Below are 21,598 nucleotides of genomic sequence, written 5' to 3'. Positions count from 1 at the left end.
CCGCCAGCGGCCCGGCAGGCCCCGGGCTCAGCCCAGAACCGCCACCGCCACCAGCAGCGCGGTGGCGACCGCCGCGCCCGCCACCAGGGCCCGCAGACCGGCCGGGCCGCCGCGCCCGGCCCGCTCCACCTCGCCCTGGGGCGGGGTGAGCGTCTCCGCCCTGGCCAGCCAGGCGCGCGGCGGGTTCTGCGGGACGACGACCCGCCAGGGCTGCTCGGGGTCGTACTCGACGACCGCCCTGGAGCGGTGCAGCAGCCCCTGGAGGTCGAGCGGGTGGCGGACCTCGACCCGGTACGGGGGCAGTCCGTCGGCCACCACGGTCAGGTCGAAGGCGAAGGCGGAGTTCACCGACCGCCCGTCGGCGACGGTCCGGCCACTGGCCCTGTCCACCGCCCGCACCCTGTTGACGACGGCGGGCGCGAAGGCGCGCGGGCCGTCGGAGCGCAGCGGGGCGGCGGCCGCGTTCCCGCCCATGTCCTCGGCGATCCTGCCGTACGCGGCCAGGGTGAGGGCCGACAGGGGGAGCCCGAGGAACAGCAGCCAGCGGGGTCCGTGCACGGCGCCCTGGACCGTGACCGCCAGGACGAGTCCGGTACCGAGCGCGCAGAGGACGGCGAGCGACCGGAAGACGCCGCGCAGCCGGGCGACGGGGGAAGGGGTCGGGATGCTCATACGAGGCGCAGCGCCTTCCTGCGGGGGATGACGACCCGGGTGCGGTCCGGGTCGTCGGGGCGGTCGGGGTCGTACAACGCGAGGACGTCGCGGCGCAGCGCGAGGCGGTCCACGACGGCCGGGACCTCGTGGTGGACCCCGGCGGCGTCGTCGAAGACGACGGTGACCTCGCCGTACTTGCCGCCGCCCGCGGAGCGCCAGCCCGTGAGCCGCGCCTCGGCCGTGGTGTAGCGGCGTGAGAACCTCCGCAGTCCGCCGCCCCGGCGCAGGCTGACCGCCGCTCCCCACCAGGCGGCCAGGCAGCCCGCGCCCGCGATGGACCAGAGGAAGGTGAGCCAACTGGAGACGGCGAACTCGCCGAACGGGAAGATGATGTGGAAGGAGGTGGTGGTCCCCCGCTCGACCAGTCCCTCGTCCAGCGCGTCGTACCAGCCGGCGAGCGCGGCCGCGGCGGACAGCGAGACCATCGCACCGGGCACGGCCCGGCGCAGGTACCGGGCCGTGAGCAGTCCGAGGAGGACGGCCATGCCGATGCCCAGGAACGGGGCCACCGAGGCGAACTGGTCGCTGCCGCAGGTGCCGGTGCCGTCGCAGCTCCACCGCACGCCGACGGCTTCGTGGGCGGCGATGTACCACATCAGCCAGACCTGCCACACCATCAGCACGCAGGCGATGACGCGCAGGGTCTGCGCATAGGTTCTCTGCCGCACTGTCCGCCCTTGCTCTTGCCTGGCCATCGACCACCGGAACGGGGTATTGACATACCCAGTTGGACCCTATACGAGCCATCCACGTGGTGTCCGTGGCCCCGGCCACACCCCGCCGGTCCGCCGCCCGGCACCGGTCAGCCCGCTTCGTTCAGCACCTCGCGCACCCAGCGGACCTTGACGGCCTCGTGGAACATGTCGCCGCCCTCGTGGCCGTTGAACGAGTAGACCTCCATGCCCTTCGGGCCGGCGTACGCGTTGTGAGCGGCGAAGACCGTGGAGGGCGGGCAGACCTGGTCCATCAGGCCGACGGAGAAGAGCGCGGGGGCGCTGGACCGGGCGGCGAAGGAGACCCCGTCGAAGTAGGACAGGGTGCGCAGGACGCCCCGCTCCCTGTCCCGGTGCATCTTGAGGTAGCGGGCGATCTCCGCGTACGGGTTGGAGTCGGTGAGGGTGACGGCCCGCCCGAAGTGGCAGAGGAAGGGGACGTCGGGCGCGATGCCCGTCAGGCCGGGGACGAGTCCGCCGACCGCGAGGGCGATGCCGCCGCCCTGGCTGCCGCCGACCACGACGGTGCGGGCGGCGTCGGCGAGCGGGTGCGAGCGGGCGGCTTCGACGGCGCGTACGGCGTCGGCGTAGACCCGCCGGTAGAAGTAGCTCCGCGGGTCCTCTATGCCCCGGGTCATGAAGCCCGCGATGGAGGGGCCGGAGCCGATCGGGTCGGGGGTGTCGCCGACGTTTCCGCCGCTGCCCTGGCCCCGTACGTCCATGATGAAGTGGGCGTACCCGGCCAGCGGCCAGAGGCCGTGGGTGTGCGGCAGGCCGCGTCCGCCGTTGTAGCCGTGGAACTGGACGACGAGCGGAAGCGGCCCCTCGGCACCGGCGGGGGCGCTGAACCAGCCCTTGATCGGATGGCCGCCGAAACCGGCGAAGGTGACGTCCCAGGTGCGCATGCCGCTCAGCCCGGTCTCGACGGGCTCGAAGGAGGCGGCGAGGTCGAAGGAGCGCGTCTCGTCGAGGGTCTCCGCCCAGAACGCGTCGAAGTCATCCGGTTCGTCCACCTGCGGTCGGTAGGAGCGGAGTTCGGGCAGCGACAGGTCGAACAGGGCCATGACGGGTCTCCTCACGGTGCGACATTTCCGAACAGTGTGCCGTGCGGCAGCACACCGCCGAACAGGGGGCCCGGCGCGGGAACCGGCGCCGCCCCGCACCGGAGCCCACAAGCACACCCATATTGCGCAATTAATTTGCATAGAGCGGCACTGAATCCTGATTCAGACTCCATCACTGAGGGATCGTCAAACTTCTTTGCCAGCACGCCGCAAACACATCCCGCCCAAGGGTTGACGTTTCCGTGATGAATGGACGACGATTCCGCATGTTGCACGCCGGGTTCGCCGGAGTGCGCACGGTAACGGCATTCGATCGAGGGAACGACCAGAGCGTGCGGCGGGCCATGTCCGTGCTGAGCGGATTACTCAGCGGCCGGCCCGAGTCACGGGCCGTCGCCCCGGCCGGGGCACCATGGCCCGGCACGCCCGCCTCCCCCCACCCGCCGCCCGCCGGGCACCGGCCCGGCCCGGTGGCACGTGGTCCCCTCGACCACCCCTTCCCCCCGGGCGGTCCGCCCGGCACACCGGGCCTCCGCGCGGTCGACCACCGCACCGCGGAGCCCGTCCGCCGCCTCCCCCCATCGGGAACACGGCCCGCCGACGCGCCCGGTCCGCATCCCGCGGGCGCCCCCGCGGGACCGCCCGCCGGCCACGCCGTACCCGGCATCCGGCACTGATCCGGTCCCGGCACGCGGCCCCACGCACCACCTTCAACCGCTCGACTTCCCCGTACGGAGAGACCCTCATGACCAGGTTCGACCTCAGCCGACGCAGCGCGCTCCGGATGTTCTCCCTCGGCGCGCTCGGAGTCGCCGGCTCCGGGGCGCTGAGCGCCTGCGCTCCGTCCAACGGATCGAACTCCAACGGCGGCGACACCAGCGCCAAGGACTTCCACTTCACGTCCTGGTCGATGAACGAGGAGGCCGCCAGACCCGCGGTCCAGAAGATCGTCTCGAACTGGGAGAAGCTCAAGTCCACCAGCATCAAGACGACTTCGTACCCGTACAACGAGTACCTGAGCCAGCTCGCGGTCAAGCTGGGCGGCGGCGAGGTCACCGGCGCGGTCCAGCTCGACATCGCCTGGCTCGGCACCATCGCCCAGACCGGCAAGCTCGCCGACCTGGGGACGAAGGCCCCGGAGGGCCACTACACCGACGTGGCGCTGGAGAGCGGCACGTACAACGGCAAGCAGCTCGGGCTGCCGTGGACCACCGGGTCGATCGGCCTGGTCGCCAACGGAAAGCTGCTGGAGCAGGCCGGGATCACCAAGCACCCCACCACGACCGAGGAGTTCGAGTCGGTCCTGCGTGAACTGAAGGCGCTGGGCGGCGGCCTGGTGCCGTACGCCGCCGCGACGAAGGTGGCGCAGCTCAAGGACATCTTCCCGTGGATGCAGACCTTCGGCTGCACGCTCCTCGAAGGAGACCGGGTGACGATCGGCGACGACGCCTCGATCGACGCCGTCACCTGGTACAAGCGGCTGTACGACGAGCGGCTGATCTCCGCCGACGTGGACCGCTTCGACGCGCGCGCCCTGTTCGCCCAGGGCAAGGCGGCGTTCTACGACGACGCCCTCGTGGGCAAGGGCGTGATCGCCGCGCAGGCGAAGGACAAGAAGCTGGCGGACGCGATGCAGCCCGTGGCCCGTCCGGTCCTGCAGAAGGGCGACATCCCGCGCGCCCTGCTGTGGGGCCAGGTCATCGTCATCGTGCGGGGCCACGGCCAGGACGCGGCCACCGAGTTCGCGCTGCACACCACGTCGGACAGGAAGACGGTCACCGACTACTTCGAGCAGCTCGCGCTGCCGCCGACCACCACCGAGGGCCTGGAGGACCCGAAGGTCCAGGGCGACACCTTCACCACCGGCTGGACCGACAAGATCACCGGGACGGCGACCAGCAGCCCCTTCTGGCGGTTCGCGAAGAACTCCCAGATCGAGGAGGCGGTCGCCAAGCAGGTACAGGCGGTGCTGGTCGGCTCGGCCACGCCCAAGAACGCCATGCGGGAGGCCGGACAGGCGGTCAAGGACCTGATCCAGGACTGAGCCGCGGTCCGGGACCTCTCCGGTCCCGGACGGCCTGCGGCGCACCGCCCGCCGTAGCGGACGGTGCGCCGGGGTCATCCGTACAGGGCTCCGACCAGTTCGGCGGCCGAGGGGGTGGCCCGCATCTCCTCGGCCAGCGCCCCGGCCCGCTCGCGGAACGACGGCCCGGCGAGGACCCGTTCGACGGCGGCGCCGATGCTCCGTACGTCGTCGGGGCCCAGCACCGTCGATTCCTCGCCGCTCGCGTTCGCCGGGACGACGGCCTCGCCGGCCCCCGCCGCGGTCACCAGCCGCGCGTTCGCCGGCTGGTCGGCGAAGAGCGGGACGCAGACCAGCGGGACACCGGCCGCGAGAGCGCCGTAGACCGTCCCCGATCCGCCGTGGCACACCACGAGGGAGGCCCTGCGCAGCACATCCTCCTGCGGCACCCATGACTCCACGCGGACGTGCGGCGGCTGCGGCCCGAGGTCCCCGGGGCCGAGGTGGCGCCCGGTCGTGAGCAGGACCCGGACCGGCAGCTCGCCCACCGCCTCCACCAGCCCCCGGTACAGCCCCGCCGCGGTCGGCATCGCGCCCGCCTCGGAGCCGAGCGTCAGATGGACCAGCGGCTCCTTCGCCCCGTTCCACCAGTCCGGCAGGACCGCCGACCGGGACTCCTCGTGGTAGCGGTGGGTCACGTCGTACGGGGACGGGTCCATGGAGACGGGCAGGCGGGTCAGGTACGGGGACGCCAGGAGCCGCCCCGCGATGCCGGAGCCGTACGCGTCGAGCACCGGGCCCACCAGCGGGTCAGCCAGGGCGGTGAACCCCCCGGCGGAGACCGCGACCCGGGCGTGCGGGATGCCGTGGCGCTCGGCCGCCACGACGGAGGAGAACTCGAACGTCTCGTGCAGGACCAGATCCGGCCGCCAGTCCCGGCAGACCTCCTCCACCACGGGCAGCATCGCGGCGGTGCAGAGCCGGCCGAACCCCTCCGCGACCATCACGGAGACCCCGTCGTCCGGGGCGAGCGACATCGCACGCCCTCTGAGCGCGTCCATGGCCTCCTTCGGCGGCTCCCCGCCGATGCGGTAAGGCTGCTTCCGGGCCGCGAGCACCGGTTCGAGCGCCGAGGGGGCGACGACGAGAACGTCGTCACCGCGCGCCGCGCACGCGTCGATGAGGGGGACGAGTGGGTAGAAGTGGCCCGCGCCGCGGGTCGAGGTGAAAAGTACGCGCATGGGACCGAGCGTAGGATTCCGCGCTCTCCGCCCACAGGGTCACTTTCCGCCTGATTACGGCGTGTTACCGGCGTTTGATCCACGACGCCCCACGCATGGCGTACGGGTCGCACATCTGGCTCCCCACGTCGGCTGTCGTACCCCTGTGCCAGGCTTCCTCCACGAGCGCCGAACAGGGCGTTCACTTTCCCGGGGCCGGTAGCGGCCCCGGGCTCCCGAAGGAGAACGCCCGTGTCCGGCACCGGAGTCGTCGCCGCTTCCCTGACCGCCGTCACCGCCCTGCTCGCCCCCGGGCGCCCGTCCGTCGCCGAGCGGGTGCTGCTCGCCCATGACGACCCGGAGGGCTATGCGCGGGCGTACGCGGACGAGTTGGAGGATCGGGGCATCGACGGGCCCGTCCCGGAGCTCCTCCGGGTGGCGCTGGTCGACGCCCTCTACGCGCACGGGCTGCTCGCCGAGTTCGACTGGAAGGAGCATCCGGAGGAGATCCGGGCCCGGCTCCGCCTGCTGGACTCCGCGCCCGCCGCTGACCCCTGGGCACTGTTCGAGGACGGTGATCTGCTGCTGCCGACGTACGACTTCCTGGAGGTGTGCGGCCGCCGCTACCGGGAGGTCGGCGCGGCGCTCGCCGTGATCGATCTGGAGTCGGACTGCTATCCGGTGGTGTGCCTGCCCGCTGCGCGGGCCGGGGAGCTGACGGAGCTCGCCGGGCGCGCGGGCATCGTCGTGCACGCCTTCGGCGTCTGAGCCGGGCGGGTCCCGGTGTCCCGGGGCGCTCCGGTCACGCCTCGCGGGCCCGGGTGGCGAGCACGGCCGCCAGGACTCCCGGCACCAGCAGCAGGGTGAACGCGGCGGCGTAGCCGGTGTGGTCGTCCGATCCGGCGCTCAGGAAGGCGTTGAAGAGGGCGGAGGCGATGCCCAGGGTCAGGATCTGGCCCAGGTTCTGGTTGGTCTGCATGGCACTGCTGGCGTAGCCCTGCCGGTCCCGGGGGGCGTGGCCGAGCGAGAGCACGGTGAGGGACGGGGTGAGCAGGCCCATGCCGGTCGCGGCGACGACCATCGACGAGGCGGCGACGACGGGCGGCATCCCGGGCAGCGACCCGACGGCGGCGAGCACGACCGCCGCCGCCTGCACCACAGCGCCCACCACGACCAGGCGGTGGCGCGGGGTCCGCTCCGGCAGGCGGCCCTGCACCCAGGAGGAGGCCGCCCAGGCCAGCGCGGCCCCGGTGAAGGCCAGCCCGGTCACGACCGGGGCCACGTCCCGGCCGGTGACCAGCATCAGCGGCACCAGTGCCTCCAGCGTGAAGAACACGCCCGAACTCAGCCCGCGCAGCAGCACGGTGGCGGGCAGCCCGCGTGCGGCGCGCCAGGTGCCCGTCGGCAGCAGCTGGTTGGCGAACAGCACCAGCAGGGCCAACCCGGCCACCGCGAACAGCAGATGGCGGGTGTCCCAGCCCGACGCACCGTACTGGCCGAGCGCGGCTCCCACGCTCACCGCCAGCGCCACCATCGGTCCGGGGCGCGGCGCGTCGCCCCGGGCGGGCGCGGCCGGGGCCTGCCAGGAACGGCCGCGCAGCGCGGCGACCACCGCCAGGGCGGGCAGCGCGGTGAGCGCCGCCAGCCCGTAGAACACCGCCCGCCAGGACCACCACTCGGCCACCAGGCCGGCCAGCGGCGGGCCGACCAGTGAAGGGACGATCCAGCAGGCGCTCATCAGTGCCAGGGCCCGCGGCCGGAGCCGGTCGGGATAGGCCTGGCCGATCGCCGCGTTGACGGCCACCGCGATCATGCCGCCCGCGACGCCGTCCACGAAGCGTCCGGCGGCCAGTTGCCAGACCGAGCCGCTGGCGGCCGAGACCAGCAGGGTGACCACCGCCAGCACCATGCCCACCGCCAGCGGGCGTTGTGCCCCGGCACGGTCCGCCCACTGCCCGCCCAGCACCCCGCCCAGCAGGCTCGCGGCGACGAAACAGCCCGCCACCAGGGGGAAGAGCGCCACCCCGTCCAGGTCCCGTACCGCGGTCGGCAGCGTGGGCACCACGGCGAGCGCGGCGAGCCCGGTCAGGAACATCACCGCGGCGAAGCCCGCGGTGGCCGTCCGGTACGTACGGGAGAACAGTCCTTCCGCGGTTCCGGGCCGTTCCGGGGCCAGTCGGGCGGGGGCGGCGGGCGTTGTGCTCTCGGGGGCATCGGTCACGGGCCGACAAGCTATGCGGCCCGGCGCGGCGGCCGCCACCCGTTTTCCGCGCGCCGGGGAGCCCGTACCCCTGCCCCGTGGCCCGTGCCCCGTTCAGCTGTCGGCGGGTTCGGCCGCGGTGGCCTCGGTGGCCGGCCGGGCCCCGGCGCCGGCGGGGTCGTGCGCGGGCAGGAAGGACGCGACGAGGAAGGCCACCAGCGCGGCACCGGCGCCGATCGCCAGTACGGTACGGAAGCCGTTCAGCGACGGCACCTCGACGGGTCCGAACCAGGTGGTCATCTGGGCGAGGACCACGCCCGCCACGGCGCTCGCGGCGGAGGTGCCGATGGCCCGGGTGAGGGTGTTGAAGCTGTTGGCGGCCGCGGTCCCGGTGACCGGCACCGCGCTCATGATCAGTGCGGGCATCGCACCGTAGGCAAGGCCGATCCCGGCCCCGATCACGGCCGAGACCAGCAGGAGTTCCCAGATCGCGGACATCAGGACGATGCCCAGCAGGTACCCGGCGGCGACCACGACGGCTCCGGTCATCAGCGTCGTCTTCGGCCCGCTGGTCCGGGAGATGCGCGCCGACAGGGGCGCGACCGCCATCATGACCAGCCCGGACGGGCCCATGACCAGCCCGACGGTCAGCAGCGAGGCCCCCAGGCCGTACCCGGTGGCCTTCGGCAACTGGATGACCTGGGGCAGTACGAGCGAGACCGCGAACATCGCGAAGCCGAAGACCGCCGAGGCGATGTTCGTCAGCAGAACCTGCCGCCGGGCGGTGGTCCGCAGGTCGACCAGCGGCTGCCCGGTCCGCAGCTCCCAGCGGCCCCACACCGCCAGGACGACCAGTGAGACGCCCATCAGGCCGAGCGTCCACCCACTGGCCCACCCCCAGGCCGCCCCCTTGGAGATCGCGAGCAGCAGACAGAGCAGGGCCACGGAGAGCCCGGCCGCGCCCACCAGGTCGAACCGGCCGCCGGTGCGCACCCGCGACTCCGGAACCAGCGTCAGGACGAGTACCGTGGCGAGCCCGCCCATGCAGGCCGCCACCCAGAACAGCACGTGCCAGTCGACCCGTTCGGCGAGAAAGGCGGCTGCGGGCAGTCCGAGGGCGCCCCCGATCCCCAGGGAGGCCCCCATCAGCGCGACCGCCGATCCGAGCCGCTCGGCGGGCAGTTCGTCGCGCATGATGCTGATGCCCAGCGGGATGACGCCGGAGGCGAGGCCCTGGAGGGTCCGGCCGACGATCATCGGGCCGAGGCCGTCGCTGAGCGCGCTGACCACGGAGCCGGCCACCAGCAGGAGCAGGCTGGCCAGCAGCATGCGGCGCTTGCCGTACATGTCCCCGAGCCGGCCCATCACCGGGGTGGCGACCGCTCCGGCGAGCAGGGTCGCGGTGATCGCCCAGGTCGCGTCGGAGGGGGAGGCGTGCAGGAGGTCGGGCAGCTCGGGCACCAGCGGGATCACGATCGTCTGCATCAGGGAGACGACGATCCCGGAGAGGGCGAGCACGGCGACCAGGCGGTCCGCCGCTGCGAACCGGCCCTCCGTGGGCCGGTTTCCGGCCGGGGGCGGGGCGCTGGACTTCACGGAGACCTCCGTTGCGGCGTGCGTGCGGGGACGGCGACGGGTCGACCGGCCCCGTCCCGTTACGGATCGGACCGGTGGGGCCGCGCCCGGTGGCGCGGGGCGCGGCCCCACCGCGCGGTACTGCCTACAGCGTGCGTTCGAGCCGGTCGGCCATCAGCCTCACGAAGCGCGAGGGGTCGCCCAGTTCGCCGCCCTCCGCCAGCAGCGCCAGGTCGTACAGGAGCTCGGCCGTCTCCTCCAGACCGGCACCGGGTTCCTCGCCCCGGGCGGCGTACGCCCGGTTGAGGCCGCTGACCAGCGGGTGCCCGGCGTTGAGTTCCAGGATGCGCTTGGAGTGCGGCACTTCCTGGCCCATGGCGCGGTACATGGCCTCCAGGGCGGGCGTCACACCGTTCGTGTCGGAGACGACGCAGGCGGGCGAGACGGTGAGGCGCGAGGAGAGCCGGACCTCCTTGACGCTCTCGCCGAGCCGCTCCGTCATCCAGCCGAGCAGATCCGCGTACTCCTGCTGCCGGCCCTCCCGTTCGGTGGCCGCCTCCTTCTTCTCCTCCTCGGTGCCGAGCTCCACCTCGCCCTTGGCCACGGAGCGCAGCTTCCTGCCGTCGAACTCGGGGTCCGCCTCGACCCACACCTCGTCGACGGGGTCGGTCAGCAGCAGCACCTCGATGCCCTTGGCCCGGAACGCCTCCATGTGCGGGGAGTTCTCGACGGCCTGCCGGGACTCGCCCGTCAGGTAGTAGATGTGCTCCTGGCCCTCCTTCATCCGCTCCACGTAGCTCCGCAGCGTGGTCGGCCCGTCCTTGTCGTGGGTGCTGGCGAAGGACGAGATGCCGAGGATCGTCTCCCGGTTCTCGAAGTCGCTCAGCAGCCCCTCCTTGACAACCCGGCCGAACTCCCGCCAGAAGGTGGCGTACTGCTCCGGCTCGGCGGACATCATGTCCTTGACCGTCGACAGCACCTTCTTCGCCAGCCGCCGGTGCATCAGCTGGATCTGGCGGTCCTGCTGGAGGATCTCGCGCGACACGTTGAGCGAGAGGTCCTGGGCGTCGACGACACCCTTGACGAAGCGCAGGTACGGCGGCATCAGCGCTTCGCAGTCGTCCATGATGAAGACGCGCTTCACATACAGCTGGATGCCGCGCTTGTACCCCTGCATGAACAGGTCGTGGGGCGCGTGCGCGGGGATGAAGAGCAGCGCCTGGTACTCGAAGGTGCCCTCGGCCTGGAGCCGGACGGTGGTGAGCGGATCGACCCAGTCGTGGCTGATGTGCTTGTACAGCTCGTGGTACTCGTCGTCGGTGACCTCGTCGCGCGAGCGCGCCCACAGGGCCTTCATCGAGTTGAGCGTCTCGGGCTCGCGCGGGGTGCCGTCGGCCTCCTCCCCGGTGGCCGCGGCATCCTCGGGCGCGGTCTCCGCGGCCATCCTGACCGGCCAGGTGATGAAGTCGGAGTACCGCTTGACGATCTCCCTGATCTTCCACGGGGAGGTGTAGTCGTGGAGCTGGTCGTCGGAGTCCTCCGGCTTGAGCCGGAGCGTGACCGACGTCCCCTGCGGTGCGTCGTCGACGGTCTCGACGGTGTACGTGCCCTCCCCCGTCGACGTCCAACGGGTGCCCCGGTCCTCCCCCGCGCGCCGGGTCAGCAGCTCGACCTGGTCGGCCACCATGAAGCTGGCGTAGAAGCCGACGCCGAACTGGCCGATCAGCCCCTCGGCCGCGGCGGAACCCTCGGCCTCCTTCAGCTCGCGCAGGAACTTCGCGGTCCCCGAGTTGGCGATGGTCCCGATGAGCTGGACCACCTCGTCGTGGGACATGCCGATGCCGTTGTCCCGCACGGTCAGGGTGCGGGCCTGCCGGTCGGCCTCGATCGCGATGTGGAGGTCGGACACATCCACGTCGAGCGCGTCGTCGCGCAGTGCTTCGAGGCGGAGCTTGTCGAGCGCGTCGGAAGCGTTGGAGACGAGTTCGCGCAGGAACACGTCCTTGTTCGAGTAGATCGAGTGGATCATCATCTGCAGAAGCTGTCGCGCTTCCACCTGAAACTCGAACGTCTCAGTGGGCATAATTCCGTGATTCCTTCTCAGGTCCTCGGTGCGGGATCCGGCCTGAGCACTTTAGATCAGCCGGTCTTGACACCGGACGGCTTCCGTCAACTGCTCCTCCCCGCGTTGGATACGGTGTATCCGACCCACCGCATCGAATGAGCCCTCCCGAGGGACCGCACAGCAGCTTGAAACACGCCAAGGACAATCAGCAACGAGCCCCTCGGAGTGGACATGCACGCCCGGCGACCTCCTGCTCTGATCGGGCCCGACGCCCGGCGATGGCGGACGTTCCAGAGCGATAGGACCCTGGTCGTAGCCGCCCGGACCGTCACGTCGACGGCCAGGGTGCTCGAATGCCTGCCCGCACTGCTGCGCGGGGACACCAGGGTCGCCGTCGTCTTCGCCTACGACTCCACCTCCGCCTTCAGCGGTGGGGTGCTCGACCTGCTCCACGACGCGGGATGCCAGGTGATCGCGTGGGACCACGTCCCCGCCGCGGCGCCCGACCTCATCGTCTCCGCGAGCGAGAACATCGACGTGCCCGACGGGGACTGCCCCGTCCTCGTGCTGCCGCACGGAATCGGGTTCCAGAAGCACGTGCCGGATTCACGGGCGCGGCGCAGCCGCCTGTCCGGTGTGGTGCCCGACCGGCTCCTGGAATCCGGCCGGGCGTGGCTGGCCATCTCGCACCCGGGCCAGGAGGAGCAGTTGCTCGCGACCCATCCGAAGGCGGCCGGGCGCACGCTGCTCATCGGCGACCCCGCCTTCGACGAGATGCTCGTCAGCCTGGACCGGGCCGCCGCGTACCGGGCCGCGCTGGGCGTACCGGACGGGCGGCGGCTCGTGGTGCTCAGCTCCACCTGGGGCCCCACCTCGCTGCTGGGGCGCCACCCCGATCTGCCGGCCCGGCTGCTCGCCGCGCTGCCGTACGACGAGTTCCGGGTCGCCGCGATCGTGCACCCCAACGTCTGGTCGGGGCAGAGTCCCTGGCAGCTCCGCGTCTCGCAGGCCGCCGCCCTGGAGGCGGGGCTGATCCTGGTCCCGCCCGTCCACGCCTGGCGGCCGGCCCTGGTCGCCGCCGACGCGGTCGTGGGCGACCACGGTTCGGTGACCCTGTACGGCGCGGCCCTGGGCAAGCCGGTGCTGCTCGCCGCGTTCGGCAGCGACGCCGTTCAGGGCACGGCCGCGGACAGTCTCGGGCGGTCCGCTCCCCGGCTCGATCCGATGGGCGATCTGGCCCGGCAGGTCGCGGACGTGGTCGGTACGCACACCGCGCAGCGCTACCGCACGGTCGCGGACCAGGCGTTCGCGGAGCCGGGGCGCGCGCTGCGCCACCTGCGCACCGCGCTCTACCGGCTGATGGGGCTGGCCGAGCCGTCCCCCGGGGTGCCGGACCGGGTGGCGCTGCCCGCGCCGGAGCACACCGGCTCCCCCGTGTCCTCGTGGACCGTGTCGAGCACCGTCCGCCGCGACGGCGCGCGGCAGGCCGTCACCGTACGCCGTCGTCCCGCGGCCGTGTCCCGGGCCGGGCACGAGGCCGCGTACGAGGTGTCCGGCACGTTCACCCATCTCGCCTGCGACGACCGGGAGCGGGATCTGCGGCGGGTCGAGAGCGCCTCGGTCCTCACCCGGCACGAGCCCCTCCCGACGGCCGCCGGGGCGGTGCGCTGGATCGAGGAGACCCTGGACCGGCTGCCCGGCTGCCGTCTCGCGGCGGTCGCCCTGGGCGCGGGCGGCTGCCTGGTCGGGCTGCGCGACGGACGGATCGTCGAGGCGACCGTCACCGGCCCCCCGGTAGACCCCGGTCTGCCGGCCGCGATCGTCTACACGCTGCTGCTCGCCGGGAGCGCGCCGGGCGACACCGAGGCCGTCCTGCGGATCGGCGACGCGCGCGAGGAGGACGTGCTGCTGAGAACGCGCCCCCGACCCGCCGCCGGTCCGTCGTACTGAGGGTCGACCGGCGTCAGTCCGTGGCGTCCAGGGCGTCGATGCGGCGGCGGACCTCCTCGGCCCGCGGGCTGCCGCCCTCCTCGTAGATCTCCAGGGCACGGGCCAGATCGGCCCGCACCTCGGCGGGTGCGGCGGCCGTGCGCTGCCTGATGCCGGCCAGGGCCACGAGGGCCTGCGCCTCGTAGTGCGTCGCCCGTTGCGCGCGCAGCTCCGCGACGGCCTGGCCCAGCGCGCGGATCGCCTTGTCCGTCTCACCGAGGTGGTCGTGGACCAGGCCGATGGCGGCCAGGGCCCTCGGCGCCATCCGCCGGTCGTCCAGTTGGGTCAGCCGGGTGTGCGCCCCGTCCAGGGTGGCCAGGGCCTGTGGGTGGTCGCCGTTCGCGTCCTGGGCGCAGCCGAGGAAGTAGGCGGCGAGGGCGGCGCCGCGTTCCTCCCGCGCCTCGGTGCTCAGTTCGAACGCGCTGCGGTAGGCGTCCATGGCGTGGGAGAGGTCGAAGCGTTCCCAGTACCGGCCGGTGAACTCCTGGACGGAGGCCCGTACCAGCAGGTCGCCCGAGACCTCGGCGCAGGCCGCGGCGGTGTCGAGTTCGCGGCGTGCCGCGTCGTACTCGCCCAGGTCCATCAGTGGGCGGGAGAGCAGGCTGCGGAGCCTCGCCTCGGCCGCCGGTTCCATCGCCGCGGCGGCGGCCGCCGCTCCCAGTTCGAGCGATTCCCGCCAGTCCCCGAGGTGCCGGTTGTGGAAGAACAGCACGGTGAACACCTCGGCCAGCTGCCACACCCCGGCGGCGAGGGTCTCCTCGCGCGCGGCGGTCCGGAGCACGGCCAGGATGTTGCGGTGCTCCGCCTCCAGCCAGTCCAGGGGCGCCGGGCCGGCCCCGGCGGTGAACGGGTCGGGCGCCGTGTCCAGGAGCCCGGAGAGGTCGCCGACGCGCAGCCGGTCCTGCCGGATCGCCCGGTCCGCGAGGGCGGTGAGGGCCAGGTAGTGGGTCAGCACCCGCCCCGTCAGGGCGAGCCGGGCGCCACCGGGTTCCTCCGCCTCGGCACGTTCCCCGGCGTGCAGGCGTACCAGGTCGTGGAAGCGGTAGCGGCCGTCCTCGCCCGCCTCCAGGAGCCGCGCCGCCGCCAGCTCCCCGAGCATCGTCCTGGCGCGTGCGGCGTCGAGATCGGCGGCGACCGCGGCGACTCCGACGTCGAACGTGGTGCCCGGCAGCCAGCCGAGGAGCCGGTAGAGCCGGGCCTTCTCCGGCGGGAACTCCTGATACCCCAGATCCAGTACGGCGGACACCGAGCGCTCCCTTCCGAGGGACATCCCTGCCAGCCGACGCGGTGCGTCGGCGAGTTCGCCGGCCAGCCCGGCCATGGTGAGCCCCGGCTCGGTCAGCAGCCGGGCCGCCACGATGTGCAGGGCCACCGGCAGGCCGCCGCACAGCTCGACCAGCCGCTCGGCCGCGGCCCGGTCCGCCTCGACGGCTGCGGACCCGCAGCGCTCGGTCAGCAGATCCAGCCCGCTCTCCCGGTCCAGCGGCCCCACCGGCATCATCCGGGCCCCGTCCAGGGCCAGTTCCCGCAGCAGCCCGCCGCTCGCGACCAGCAGGGCACTGCCCTCGCCCTTGGGGATCAGGGGCGCCGCCTGGGCGGGCTGGCTCACGTTGTCGAGGAAGATCAGCAGCCGCCGGTCCGCCGAACGCGACCGGAACAGGACGGTGCGGTCGGCCAGCGACTCGGGGATGCACATCTCGTCGACGCCCAGGGACCTGAGACAGCGCCGGACGGCCTCGGAGACGTCCCCGCCCTCGGCGTCGCCGCGCAGAGCCGCGAAGTCCACGTAGATCTGGCCGTCGGGGAAGAGCGCCTTCTTCTCCTCGGCCCAGCGCGAGACCAGCGCGGTCTTGCCGACGCCGGACATCCCGTACAGGGCCCCGAAACCGACCCGTACGCCCGTCGAGCGGCCGCCGCCCACCCAGGCGTCCAGCTCGGCGAGGTCCTCGACGTGGTTGATGAAGGCGAAGGTGAGCGGCGGGATCTCGTCCGGTCTGATGTCGAGTCCGGGCCTGGGCTGTTCCTGGACGTTGAAGGTGATGCCGCCGTGGATCCGCTGGGCCTGGATGCTCGGTCCGTAGACATGCCCGGACAGGTCGTTGCGCAGCTGTACGCGGTCGGCGCCGCCGGTCTCCTCGCCGCTCACGCCGCACCTCTCCCCGGCCCGGCCCAGGCCGTGCGTCCGGTCACGTGTGTCGCGCCGCTCGCTGTCACCGCCGCCAACTCCGCTTCCACTGTTCCCCCGTTGCGTCGACGCCGTGTCCCTGCGCGTCTGATCGTTGCGCCTTCCACCGTAGAGACCGGACGGGCGGTTCGGAAGCGCGAACGCGGCGCGGCGCGTACGGGTTCCGGCCATGGTGCCGGACGGCCCGCGACGAGCGGTTCGCCGCTGCCGCCGGGTACCGGGCGGAGGTGCGGCGCCGGGCCCGGGGTGGGTGGGCCTATCTTGGCCGGTATGCAGTTCTACACGATCGGTCAGGCGGCCCGGCTCCTCGGCGTGAGCCCCGACACCGCGCGCCGCTGGGCCGACGCGGGCCGGGTGGCCACGCACCGGGACGAGAGCGGGCGGCGGCTCGTCGAGGGCAAGGACCTCGCCGCCTTCTCCGTCGAGCTGGCCAAGGACGGGAGCGAGGAGGACGCCTCGTACACCTCGGTCCGCAACGCCTTCCCGGGGATCGTCACCGCGGTCAAGCTCGGTGACGTCGCCGCCCAGGTGGAGATCCAGGCCGGGCCGCACCGGCTGGTGTCGCTGCTGACGCGGGAGGCGGTGGAGGAACTGGGGCTGGAGGTCGGGATGGAGGCGACCGCCCGGATCAAGTCGACCAATGTGCATATCGACCGTGCCTGACCGGGGGTGACGGCCCTCCCGGCTCCACCGGGGCGACCGTCCCGTACAAACGCACATGCGAGCCCGCGAGATCAACTACCGGGCTCATGCAAAGCCACAGCAGACTTCCCCCTCGCATCTGCGGCATTATCATCGGGTCGGCCCGGTGGTGCCGGCAGACCGTAGACGTGTCCGTGAGGACCAAGAGGGAGTGGAACCCGTGACAAGCCGTACCGCACGCCGGACCCGCCGGACCCTTCAGGTGGCCGGTGCGGGCGCCGCCGCGCTGCTGGTCCTGACCGCCTGTTCCTCGTCCGGGAAGGACGACGCACCGGCCTCGGACGCACCGGCCTCCTCGAAGAAGCTGTCCGGCACGGTGACCGTCTTCGCCGCGGCCTCGCTGAAGGAGAGCTTCACCGCCCTGGGCAGGACGTTCGAGAGCCGGCACCCGGGCACGAAGGTGACGTTCAGCTTCGGGGGCAGCGACTCCCTCGCCGCGAGCATCACCGGCGGTGCGCCGGCCGACGTGTTCGCGGCGGCCAGCGCCAAGACGATGAAGATCGTCACCGACGCGGGCGACGCCTCCGGCACCCCCGCCACCTTCGTACGCAACCAGCTGGAGATCGCCACCCTGCCGGGCAACCCCGACAAGGTCGCCTCGCTCAAGGACCTCACGGGCCCCGGCCTGAAGGTGGTTCTCTGCGCCAAGGAGGTGCCGTGCGGCGCCGCCGCGCAGAAGGCCCTCGACGCCGCGAAGCTCAAGCTGACCCCGGTCTCCTACGAACAGGACGTCAAGAGCGCGCTGACCAAGGTCGAACTGAAGGAGGCCGACGCGGCGGTCGTGTACCGGACCGACGTGAAGGCCGCGGGTGACAAGGTGGAGGGCGTGGAGTTCCCCGAGTCGGCCGACGCCGTCAACGACTACCCGATCGCCCTGCTGAAGAACGCCCCCAACGCCGCCGCCTCCGAGGCGTTCATCGCGCTGGTGCGGTCCGCCGAGGGGCAGAAGGTCCTGACCGGGGCCGGGTTCCTGAAGCCGTGACCCGGCCCGTCGAGTCCGACGCCGCGCGCGGCCCCCGTCCGGGCGGGGCGCGGCGTCACCGGGTCCGGGCGGGCGGCCGCGGCGCGCCGCTGCCCCTGCTCGTGCCCGCGCTGCTCGGACTGGCGTTCCTGGTGGTGCCGCTGTTCGCACTGCTGGTGCGGGCCCCATGGCGGGACATGCCGGAGCAGCTGACCAGCCCCGAGGTGTGGCAGGCGCTCCAGCTGTCGCTGGTCTGCGCGACCGCCGCCACCGCCGTGAGCCTGGTTCTCGGGGTGCCGCTGGCCTGGCTGCTGGCCCGGGTCGAGTTCCGCGGCCGCGGTCTCGTACGTGCCCTCGTCACGCTGCCGCTCGTGCTGCCGCCGGTGGTGGGCGGTGTGGCGCTGCTGTCGGCGCTCGGCCGCAACGGGGTCGTCGGTTCGTGGCTGGACGCGTGGTTCGGCGTCACGCTGCCGTTCACCACGGCGGGGGTGGTGGTGGCCGAGGCCTTCGTGGCGATGCCGTTCCTCGTCATCAGTGTGGAGGGCACCCTGCGGGCGGCCGATCCGCGCTTCGAGGAGGCGGCGGCGACCCTGGGCGCCTCCCGCTTCACCGCGTTCCGGCGGGTCACGCTGCCGCTGATCGCACCGGGCATCGCGGCCGGCGCGGTGCTGGCGTGGGCCCGCGCGCTCGGCGAGTTCGGCGCGACCATCACCTTCGCCGGCAACTTCCCCGGGCGTACCCAGACCATGCCCCTCGCCGTCTACCTGGCGCTGCAGAGCGACCCGGAGGCGGCGATCGCCCTCAGCCTGGTGCTGCTGGCCGTGTCCATCGCGGTACTGGCCGGGCTGCGCGACCGTTGGATGACCGCAGGATGACCAGGAACCACGACGAACCGGCCGGTGCCGAAGCGATGGGCCTCGACGCCCGGCTGGTGGTGGAGCGGGGGGCCTTCCGGCTCGACGTGGAGCTGCGGGTCGCACCGGGCGAGGTGGTGGCGCTGCTCGGGCCGAACGGTGCGGGCAAGACCACGGCCCTGCGGGCACTCGCCGGGCTGGCCCCGCTCACCGACGGCCATCTGCGGCTGGACGGCACGGCCCTGGAGCGTACGCCGCCGGAGGCCCGGCCGGTCGGCGTCGTCTTCCAGGACTACCTCCTCTTCCCCCATCTGACCGCCCTGGACAACGTGGCGTTCGGGCCGCGCTGCCAGGGGATGGGCAAGACGGCGGCCCGTGGCCGGGCCGCCGAGTGGCTCGACCGCCTCGGCCTCGCGGACCACGCCGGAATGCGGCCCCGGCGGCTCTCCGGCGGCCAGGCGCAGCGGGTCGCGCTGGCCCGCGCCCTCGCCACCCGTCCGCGGCTGCTCCTGCTCGACGAGCCGCTCGCCGCCCTCGACGCCCGGACCCGGCTGGAGGTGCGCGGTCAGCTCCGGCGCCATCTGGCCGAGTTCGAGGCGGTGGCGGTGCTCGTCACGCACGACCCGCTCGACGCCATGGTCCTCGCCGACCGGCTGGTCGTCGTGGAGCGCGGCGGGGTCGTCCAGCAGGGCAGCCCGTCGGAGATCGCCCGCCATCCCCGTACGGACTACATCGCCCAGCTCGTCGGGCTCAATCTCTACCGGGGCCGGGCGGACGGCCACACGGTACGGCTGGACGACGGCCCCGCCGTCACCACCACGGAGGTCCTGGCCGGGGAGGTCTTCGTGGCGTTCCCGCCGAGCGCGGTCACCCTCCACGGCAGCCGGCCCACCGGCTCCAGCGCCCGCAACGTGTGGCGCTGCGAGGTCGCCGGGCTGGAGGCGCACGGCGACCAGATCCGCGCCTCGCTCACCGGTGGACTCCCGCTCGCCGCCGACCTCACGACGGTGGCCGCCGCCGAACTCGACCTGCGCCCGGGGGCGGAGGTCTGGGCGACGGTGAAGGCCGCGCAGACCCACGCGTACCCCGTGTGAGACCCGGCGGGGGTCAGAGGGCGGCGAACAGGTCGTCGAGCGGGGCGGGGGCGCGGCCGGGACCGAGGGCCTCGACCAGGACCCGGCCGTAGTGGATCTTGCGGCCCTTCTTCGTGCCGAGGAAGCGCCGTATCTGCTGTTCCGGGGCGCGGCCCTGCTGGGCGGGCTGGCCGAGGAAGGTCTCCAGGGGGCGCAGATCGCCCTCCGCGGCGATCAGTTCCCTCACCCGGGCCACCCCGAGCGCGCGGATCAGCTCCTCCTCCAGGTCGGCCGCGCAGACGAAGAACTCCTGCGGAACCGCGCCGGCCCGCTCCAGGCCACGGGCGTAGTAGCCGCGCTCGCGCTCGTCGCAGAGCCCGGTCAGGCGCAGGCCCAGACCGGTCGGGCCGAGCAGCCCGGCGAAACGTCCGACGCTCATCGCCCCGCCCATCGGCAGGACGCAGACCCCTTCCGCCGCCAGGTCCCGGCCCCGGGCGGCGGCCAGCGCGTCGACCGCGGCGGCGTCGCTCGGCCCCTCCAGCAGGACGACCGTCCGGACCGGCAGCCGCGCGGCCAGCTCGCGCACGGGGTCCCCGGGGCCGCCGGCCGCCCATGCCACGACCGATTCCTGGAACAACCGCATCTCCGTCATGGGGCCGAGTCTCGCTCCCGGGTCTCCTCCCCGCCAAGGGATTTCCCCGCCCCGGCCGGGTCCCCGGGACGAACGGGACGGTGGCCCGTCCGTCGTGGTGGCTCCGGGCACACCCCGCCCGGGAAGTGTGGTGCCCCACCACATACGCCGCCGATCCGGGCCTCCCTACGGTGTGGCGACACGGAACCGTCCCCACCCTCCGGAAGTGGTGTCCATGGCAGCCCCAGCAAGCTCCCCGCCGGCATCCTCGAACCTCAGGCGGATCGTCGCCGCCAGTCTCATCGGCACCACCGTCGAGTGGTACGACTTCTTCCTGTACGGCTCGGCCGCCGCGCTGGTCTTCAACAAGCTGTTCTTCCCCGAGTCCGACCCGCTCGTCGGCACGCTCCTTTCCTTCCTCACCTACGCGGTCGGCTTCGCCGCCCGGCCGCTCGGCGCCCTGGTCTTCGGGCACTACGGCGACCGGCTCGGCCGCAAGAAGCTGCTGGTGATCAGCCTGCTGATGATGGGCGGGGCGACGTTCGCGATCGGGCTGCTGCCGACCCACGCCACCGTCGGGTCCGCCGCCCCGGTGCTGCTCACCGTGTTGCGGCTGGTGCAGGGCTTCGCGCTCGGCGGCGAGTGGGGCGGGGCGGTGCTGCTGGTGTCGGAGCACGGCGACGCCCGGCGGCGCGGCTTCTGGGCCTCCTGGCCGCAGACCGGCGCCCCGGCGGGGCAGCTGCTCGCCACCGGGGTACTCTCCGCGCTCACCGCGCTGATGTCCGACTCCGCCTTCGGGGCATGGGGGTGGCGCATCCCGTTCCTGCTCTCCGGTGTGCTCGTCCTGCTCGGCCTGTGGGTCCGGCTCTCCGTCGACGAGTCGCCGGTCTTCCAGGAGGCGCTGGCCAGGGCCGAGGCCCGCAGGGCCACCGCCGGGGCGACGGAGAAGATGCCGCTGGTCGCCGTACTGCGCCATCACTGGCGCGACGTGCTGATCGCCATGGGCGCCCGGATGGCCGAGAACATCAGCTACTACGTCATCACCGCGTTCGTGCTGGTCTACGCGACCACGGCGGCCGATCTCAGCAAGCAGACGGCGCTCAACGCGGTGCTGGTCGCCTCGGCCGTGCACTTCGCGGTCATCCCGATGTGGGGAGCCCTCTCGGACCGGATCGGCCGCAAGCCGGTCTATCTCGTCGGTGCGGTCGGCGTCGCGGTCTGGACGTTCCCGTTCTTCGCGCTGATCGACACCCGGAGTTTCGGGAACGTGCTGCTCGCCGTCACCGTCGGGCTCGTGTTCCACGGTGCGATGTACGCGCCGCAGGCGGCGTTCTTCTCCGAGATGTTCGCGACCCGGGTGCGGTACTCGGGCGCGTCGATCGGCGCGCAGTTCTCCTCGGTCGCGGCCGGTGCCCCGGCCCCGCTCATCGCCACCGCGCTGCTCGCGGACTACGGCAGCTCGACGCCGATCTCGCTGTACGTGATCGCCGCGGCCCTGATCACCCTGCTAGCGGTCGGCTGCGCCCGGGAGACCCGGCACCGGGACCTCGCGGAGATCGGGGCGACGGCCCCCGACCCGGACGGGTCCGAGGCGCGGGCGGCGGACGCCCGGACCGCCTGAAACACCGT

The 21,598-nt window shown here is 73.1% G+C and carries 18 protein-coding genes; 9 read left to right on the top strand and 9 right to left on the bottom strand.

The genetic code is table 11. The features are described from left to right. Positions 1–27: 27 nt before the first annotated feature. The 3 genes from ACIQGQ_RS25695 to ACIQGQ_RS25685 form a co-directional block, all read right to left on the bottom strand. A complete protein-coding gene (locus tag ACIQGQ_RS25695; RefSeq protein ID WP_402399350.1) occupies positions 28–672 on the bottom strand; it encodes a hypothetical protein in 645 nt (214 codons plus the stop codon). After that, positions 669–1,382, bottom strand: a complete 714-nt coding sequence (locus ACIQGQ_RS25690; RefSeq protein WP_402399348.1) for a hypothetical protein — start codon at positions 1,380–1,382, stop codon at positions 669–671. The genes ACIQGQ_RS25695 and ACIQGQ_RS25690 overlap by 4 nt, the downstream gene beginning before the upstream one ends. A 134-nt stretch (positions 1,383–1,516) precedes the next feature. Continuing rightward, positions 1,517–2,491, bottom strand: a complete 975-nt coding sequence (locus ACIQGQ_RS25685; protein ID WP_402399345.1) for an acetylxylan esterase — start codon at positions 2,489–2,491, stop codon at positions 1,517–1,519. A 745-nt stretch (positions 2,492–3,236) separates the two neighbouring features. On the opposite strand from ACIQGQ_RS25685, the gene ACIQGQ_RS25680 reads away from it, so the two are divergent. Beyond that, positions 3,237–4,535: an extracellular solute-binding protein gene (locus ACIQGQ_RS25680; RefSeq protein ID WP_402399343.1), complete on the top strand. Its 1,299-nt coding sequence runs from the start codon at positions 3,237–3,239 to the stop codon at positions 4,533–4,535. A gap of 74 nt (positions 4,536–4,609) precedes the next feature. On the opposite strand, the gene ACIQGQ_RS25675 is transcribed toward ACIQGQ_RS25680, so the two are convergent. Continuing rightward, on the bottom strand, positions 4,610–5,755 hold the full coding sequence (locus tag ACIQGQ_RS25675; RefSeq protein ID WP_402399340.1) for a glycosyltransferase: 1,146 nt from the start codon (positions 5,753–5,755) through the stop codon (positions 4,610–4,612). Between the two features lie 231 nt (positions 5,756–5,986). On the opposite strand from ACIQGQ_RS25675, the gene ACIQGQ_RS25670 reads away from it, so the two are divergent. Continuing rightward, positions 5,987–6,502 (top strand): hypothetical protein, encoded by a 516-nt coding sequence (locus ACIQGQ_RS25670; RefSeq protein WP_402399338.1) that lies wholly within the window; start codon positions 5,987–5,989, stop codon positions 6,500–6,502. 34 nt (positions 6,503–6,536) lie between these two features. Here the strand turns inward: ACIQGQ_RS25670 and ACIQGQ_RS25665 are convergent, their stop codons facing one another. The 3 genes from ACIQGQ_RS25665 to htpG all read right to left on the bottom strand — a co-directional run bounded on the left by ACIQGQ_RS25665 (position 6,537) and on the right by htpG (position 11,592). Continuing rightward, on the bottom strand, positions 6,537–7,955 hold the full coding sequence (locus ACIQGQ_RS25665) for an MFS transporter (RefSeq protein WP_402399335.1): 1,419 nt from the start codon (positions 7,953–7,955) through the stop codon (positions 6,537–6,539). 93 nt (positions 7,956–8,048) lie between these two features. Next, positions 8,049–9,530, bottom strand: coding sequence for an MFS transporter (locus ACIQGQ_RS25660; RefSeq protein ID WP_402399332.1), 1,482 nt, complete (start codon positions 9,528–9,530; stop codon positions 8,049–8,051). Between the two features lie 124 nt (positions 9,531–9,654). Further along, positions 9,655–11,592 carry a molecular chaperone HtpG gene (htpG, locus tag ACIQGQ_RS25655; RefSeq protein ID WP_402399329.1) on the bottom strand — a complete coding sequence of 646 codons (1,938 nt, stop codon included), beginning with the start codon at positions 11,590–11,592 and terminating at the stop codon, positions 9,655–9,657. Between htpG and ACIQGQ_RS25650 the strand changes: the two genes are divergently transcribed. Together ACIQGQ_RS25650 and ACIQGQ_RS25645 are read left to right on the top strand one after the other, a co-directional pair. Continuing rightward, entirely contained in the window at positions 11,530–11,733 is a 204-nt protein-coding gene (locus ACIQGQ_RS25650) for a hypothetical protein (RefSeq protein ID WP_402399717.1), read from the top strand. The genes htpG and ACIQGQ_RS25650 overlap by 63 nt on opposite strands. A 72-nt stretch (positions 11,734–11,805) precedes the next feature. After that, complete coding sequence (locus ACIQGQ_RS25645) at positions 11,806–13,524, top strand: hypothetical protein (protein ID WP_402399326.1); 1,719 nt, start codon at positions 11,806–11,808, stop codon at positions 13,522–13,524. Between the two features lie 13 nt (positions 13,525–13,537). On the opposite strand, the gene ACIQGQ_RS25640 is transcribed toward ACIQGQ_RS25645, so the two are convergent. After that, complete coding sequence (locus ACIQGQ_RS25640; RefSeq protein WP_402399323.1) at positions 13,538–15,709, bottom strand: NB-ARC domain-containing protein; 2,172 nt, start codon at positions 15,707–15,709, stop codon at positions 13,538–13,540. A 309-nt stretch (positions 15,710–16,018) separates the two neighbouring features. Between ACIQGQ_RS25640 and ACIQGQ_RS25635 the strand changes: the two genes are divergently transcribed. The 4 genes from ACIQGQ_RS25635 to ACIQGQ_RS25620 all read left to right on the top strand — a co-directional run bounded on the left by ACIQGQ_RS25635 (position 16,019) and on the right by ACIQGQ_RS25620 (position 19,359). Beyond that, positions 16,019–16,411 (top strand): molybdopterin-binding protein, encoded by a 393-nt coding sequence (locus ACIQGQ_RS25635; protein WP_402399321.1) that lies wholly within the window; start codon positions 16,019–16,021, stop codon positions 16,409–16,411. Between the two features lie 199 nt (positions 16,412–16,610). After that, complete coding sequence (modA, locus tag ACIQGQ_RS25630; RefSeq protein WP_402399318.1) at positions 16,611–17,432, top strand: molybdate ABC transporter substrate-binding protein; 822 nt, start codon at positions 16,611–16,613, stop codon at positions 17,430–17,432. After that, a complete protein-coding gene (locus tag ACIQGQ_RS25625; RefSeq protein WP_402399315.1) occupies positions 17,429–18,286 on the top strand; it encodes an ABC transporter permease in 858 nt (285 codons plus the stop codon). The genes modA and ACIQGQ_RS25625 overlap by 4 nt, the downstream gene beginning before the upstream one ends. Further along, positions 18,283–19,359, top strand: a complete 1,077-nt coding sequence (locus ACIQGQ_RS25620) for an ABC transporter ATP-binding protein (RefSeq protein WP_402399312.1) — start codon at positions 18,283–18,285, stop codon at positions 19,357–19,359. Before ACIQGQ_RS25625 ends, ACIQGQ_RS25620 begins: the two co-directional genes overlap by 4 nt. A 13-nt stretch (positions 19,360–19,372) precedes the next feature. Here ACIQGQ_RS25620 and ACIQGQ_RS25615 read toward each other — a convergent pair whose 3' ends face one another. After that, on the bottom strand, positions 19,373–19,990 hold the full coding sequence (locus ACIQGQ_RS25615; protein WP_402399309.1) for a TOPRIM nucleotidyl transferase/hydrolase domain-containing protein: 618 nt from the start codon (positions 19,988–19,990) through the stop codon (positions 19,373–19,375). A gap of 214 nt (positions 19,991–20,204) precedes the next feature. On the opposite strand from ACIQGQ_RS25615, the gene ACIQGQ_RS25610 reads away from it, so the two are divergent. Then, positions 20,205–21,590 carry an MFS transporter gene (locus ACIQGQ_RS25610; RefSeq protein ID WP_402399306.1) on the top strand — a complete coding sequence of 462 codons (1,386 nt, stop codon included), beginning with the start codon at positions 20,205–20,207 and terminating at the stop codon, positions 21,588–21,590. Positions 21,591–21,598: the final 8 nt, after the last annotated feature.

Source organism: Streptomyces sp. NPDC092952 (assembly GCF_044754785.1).
Lineage (GTDB): Bacteria > Actinomycetota > Actinomycetes > Streptomycetales > Streptomycetaceae > Streptomyces.
This window is presented reverse-complemented; position numbering and strand designations above follow the sequence as displayed.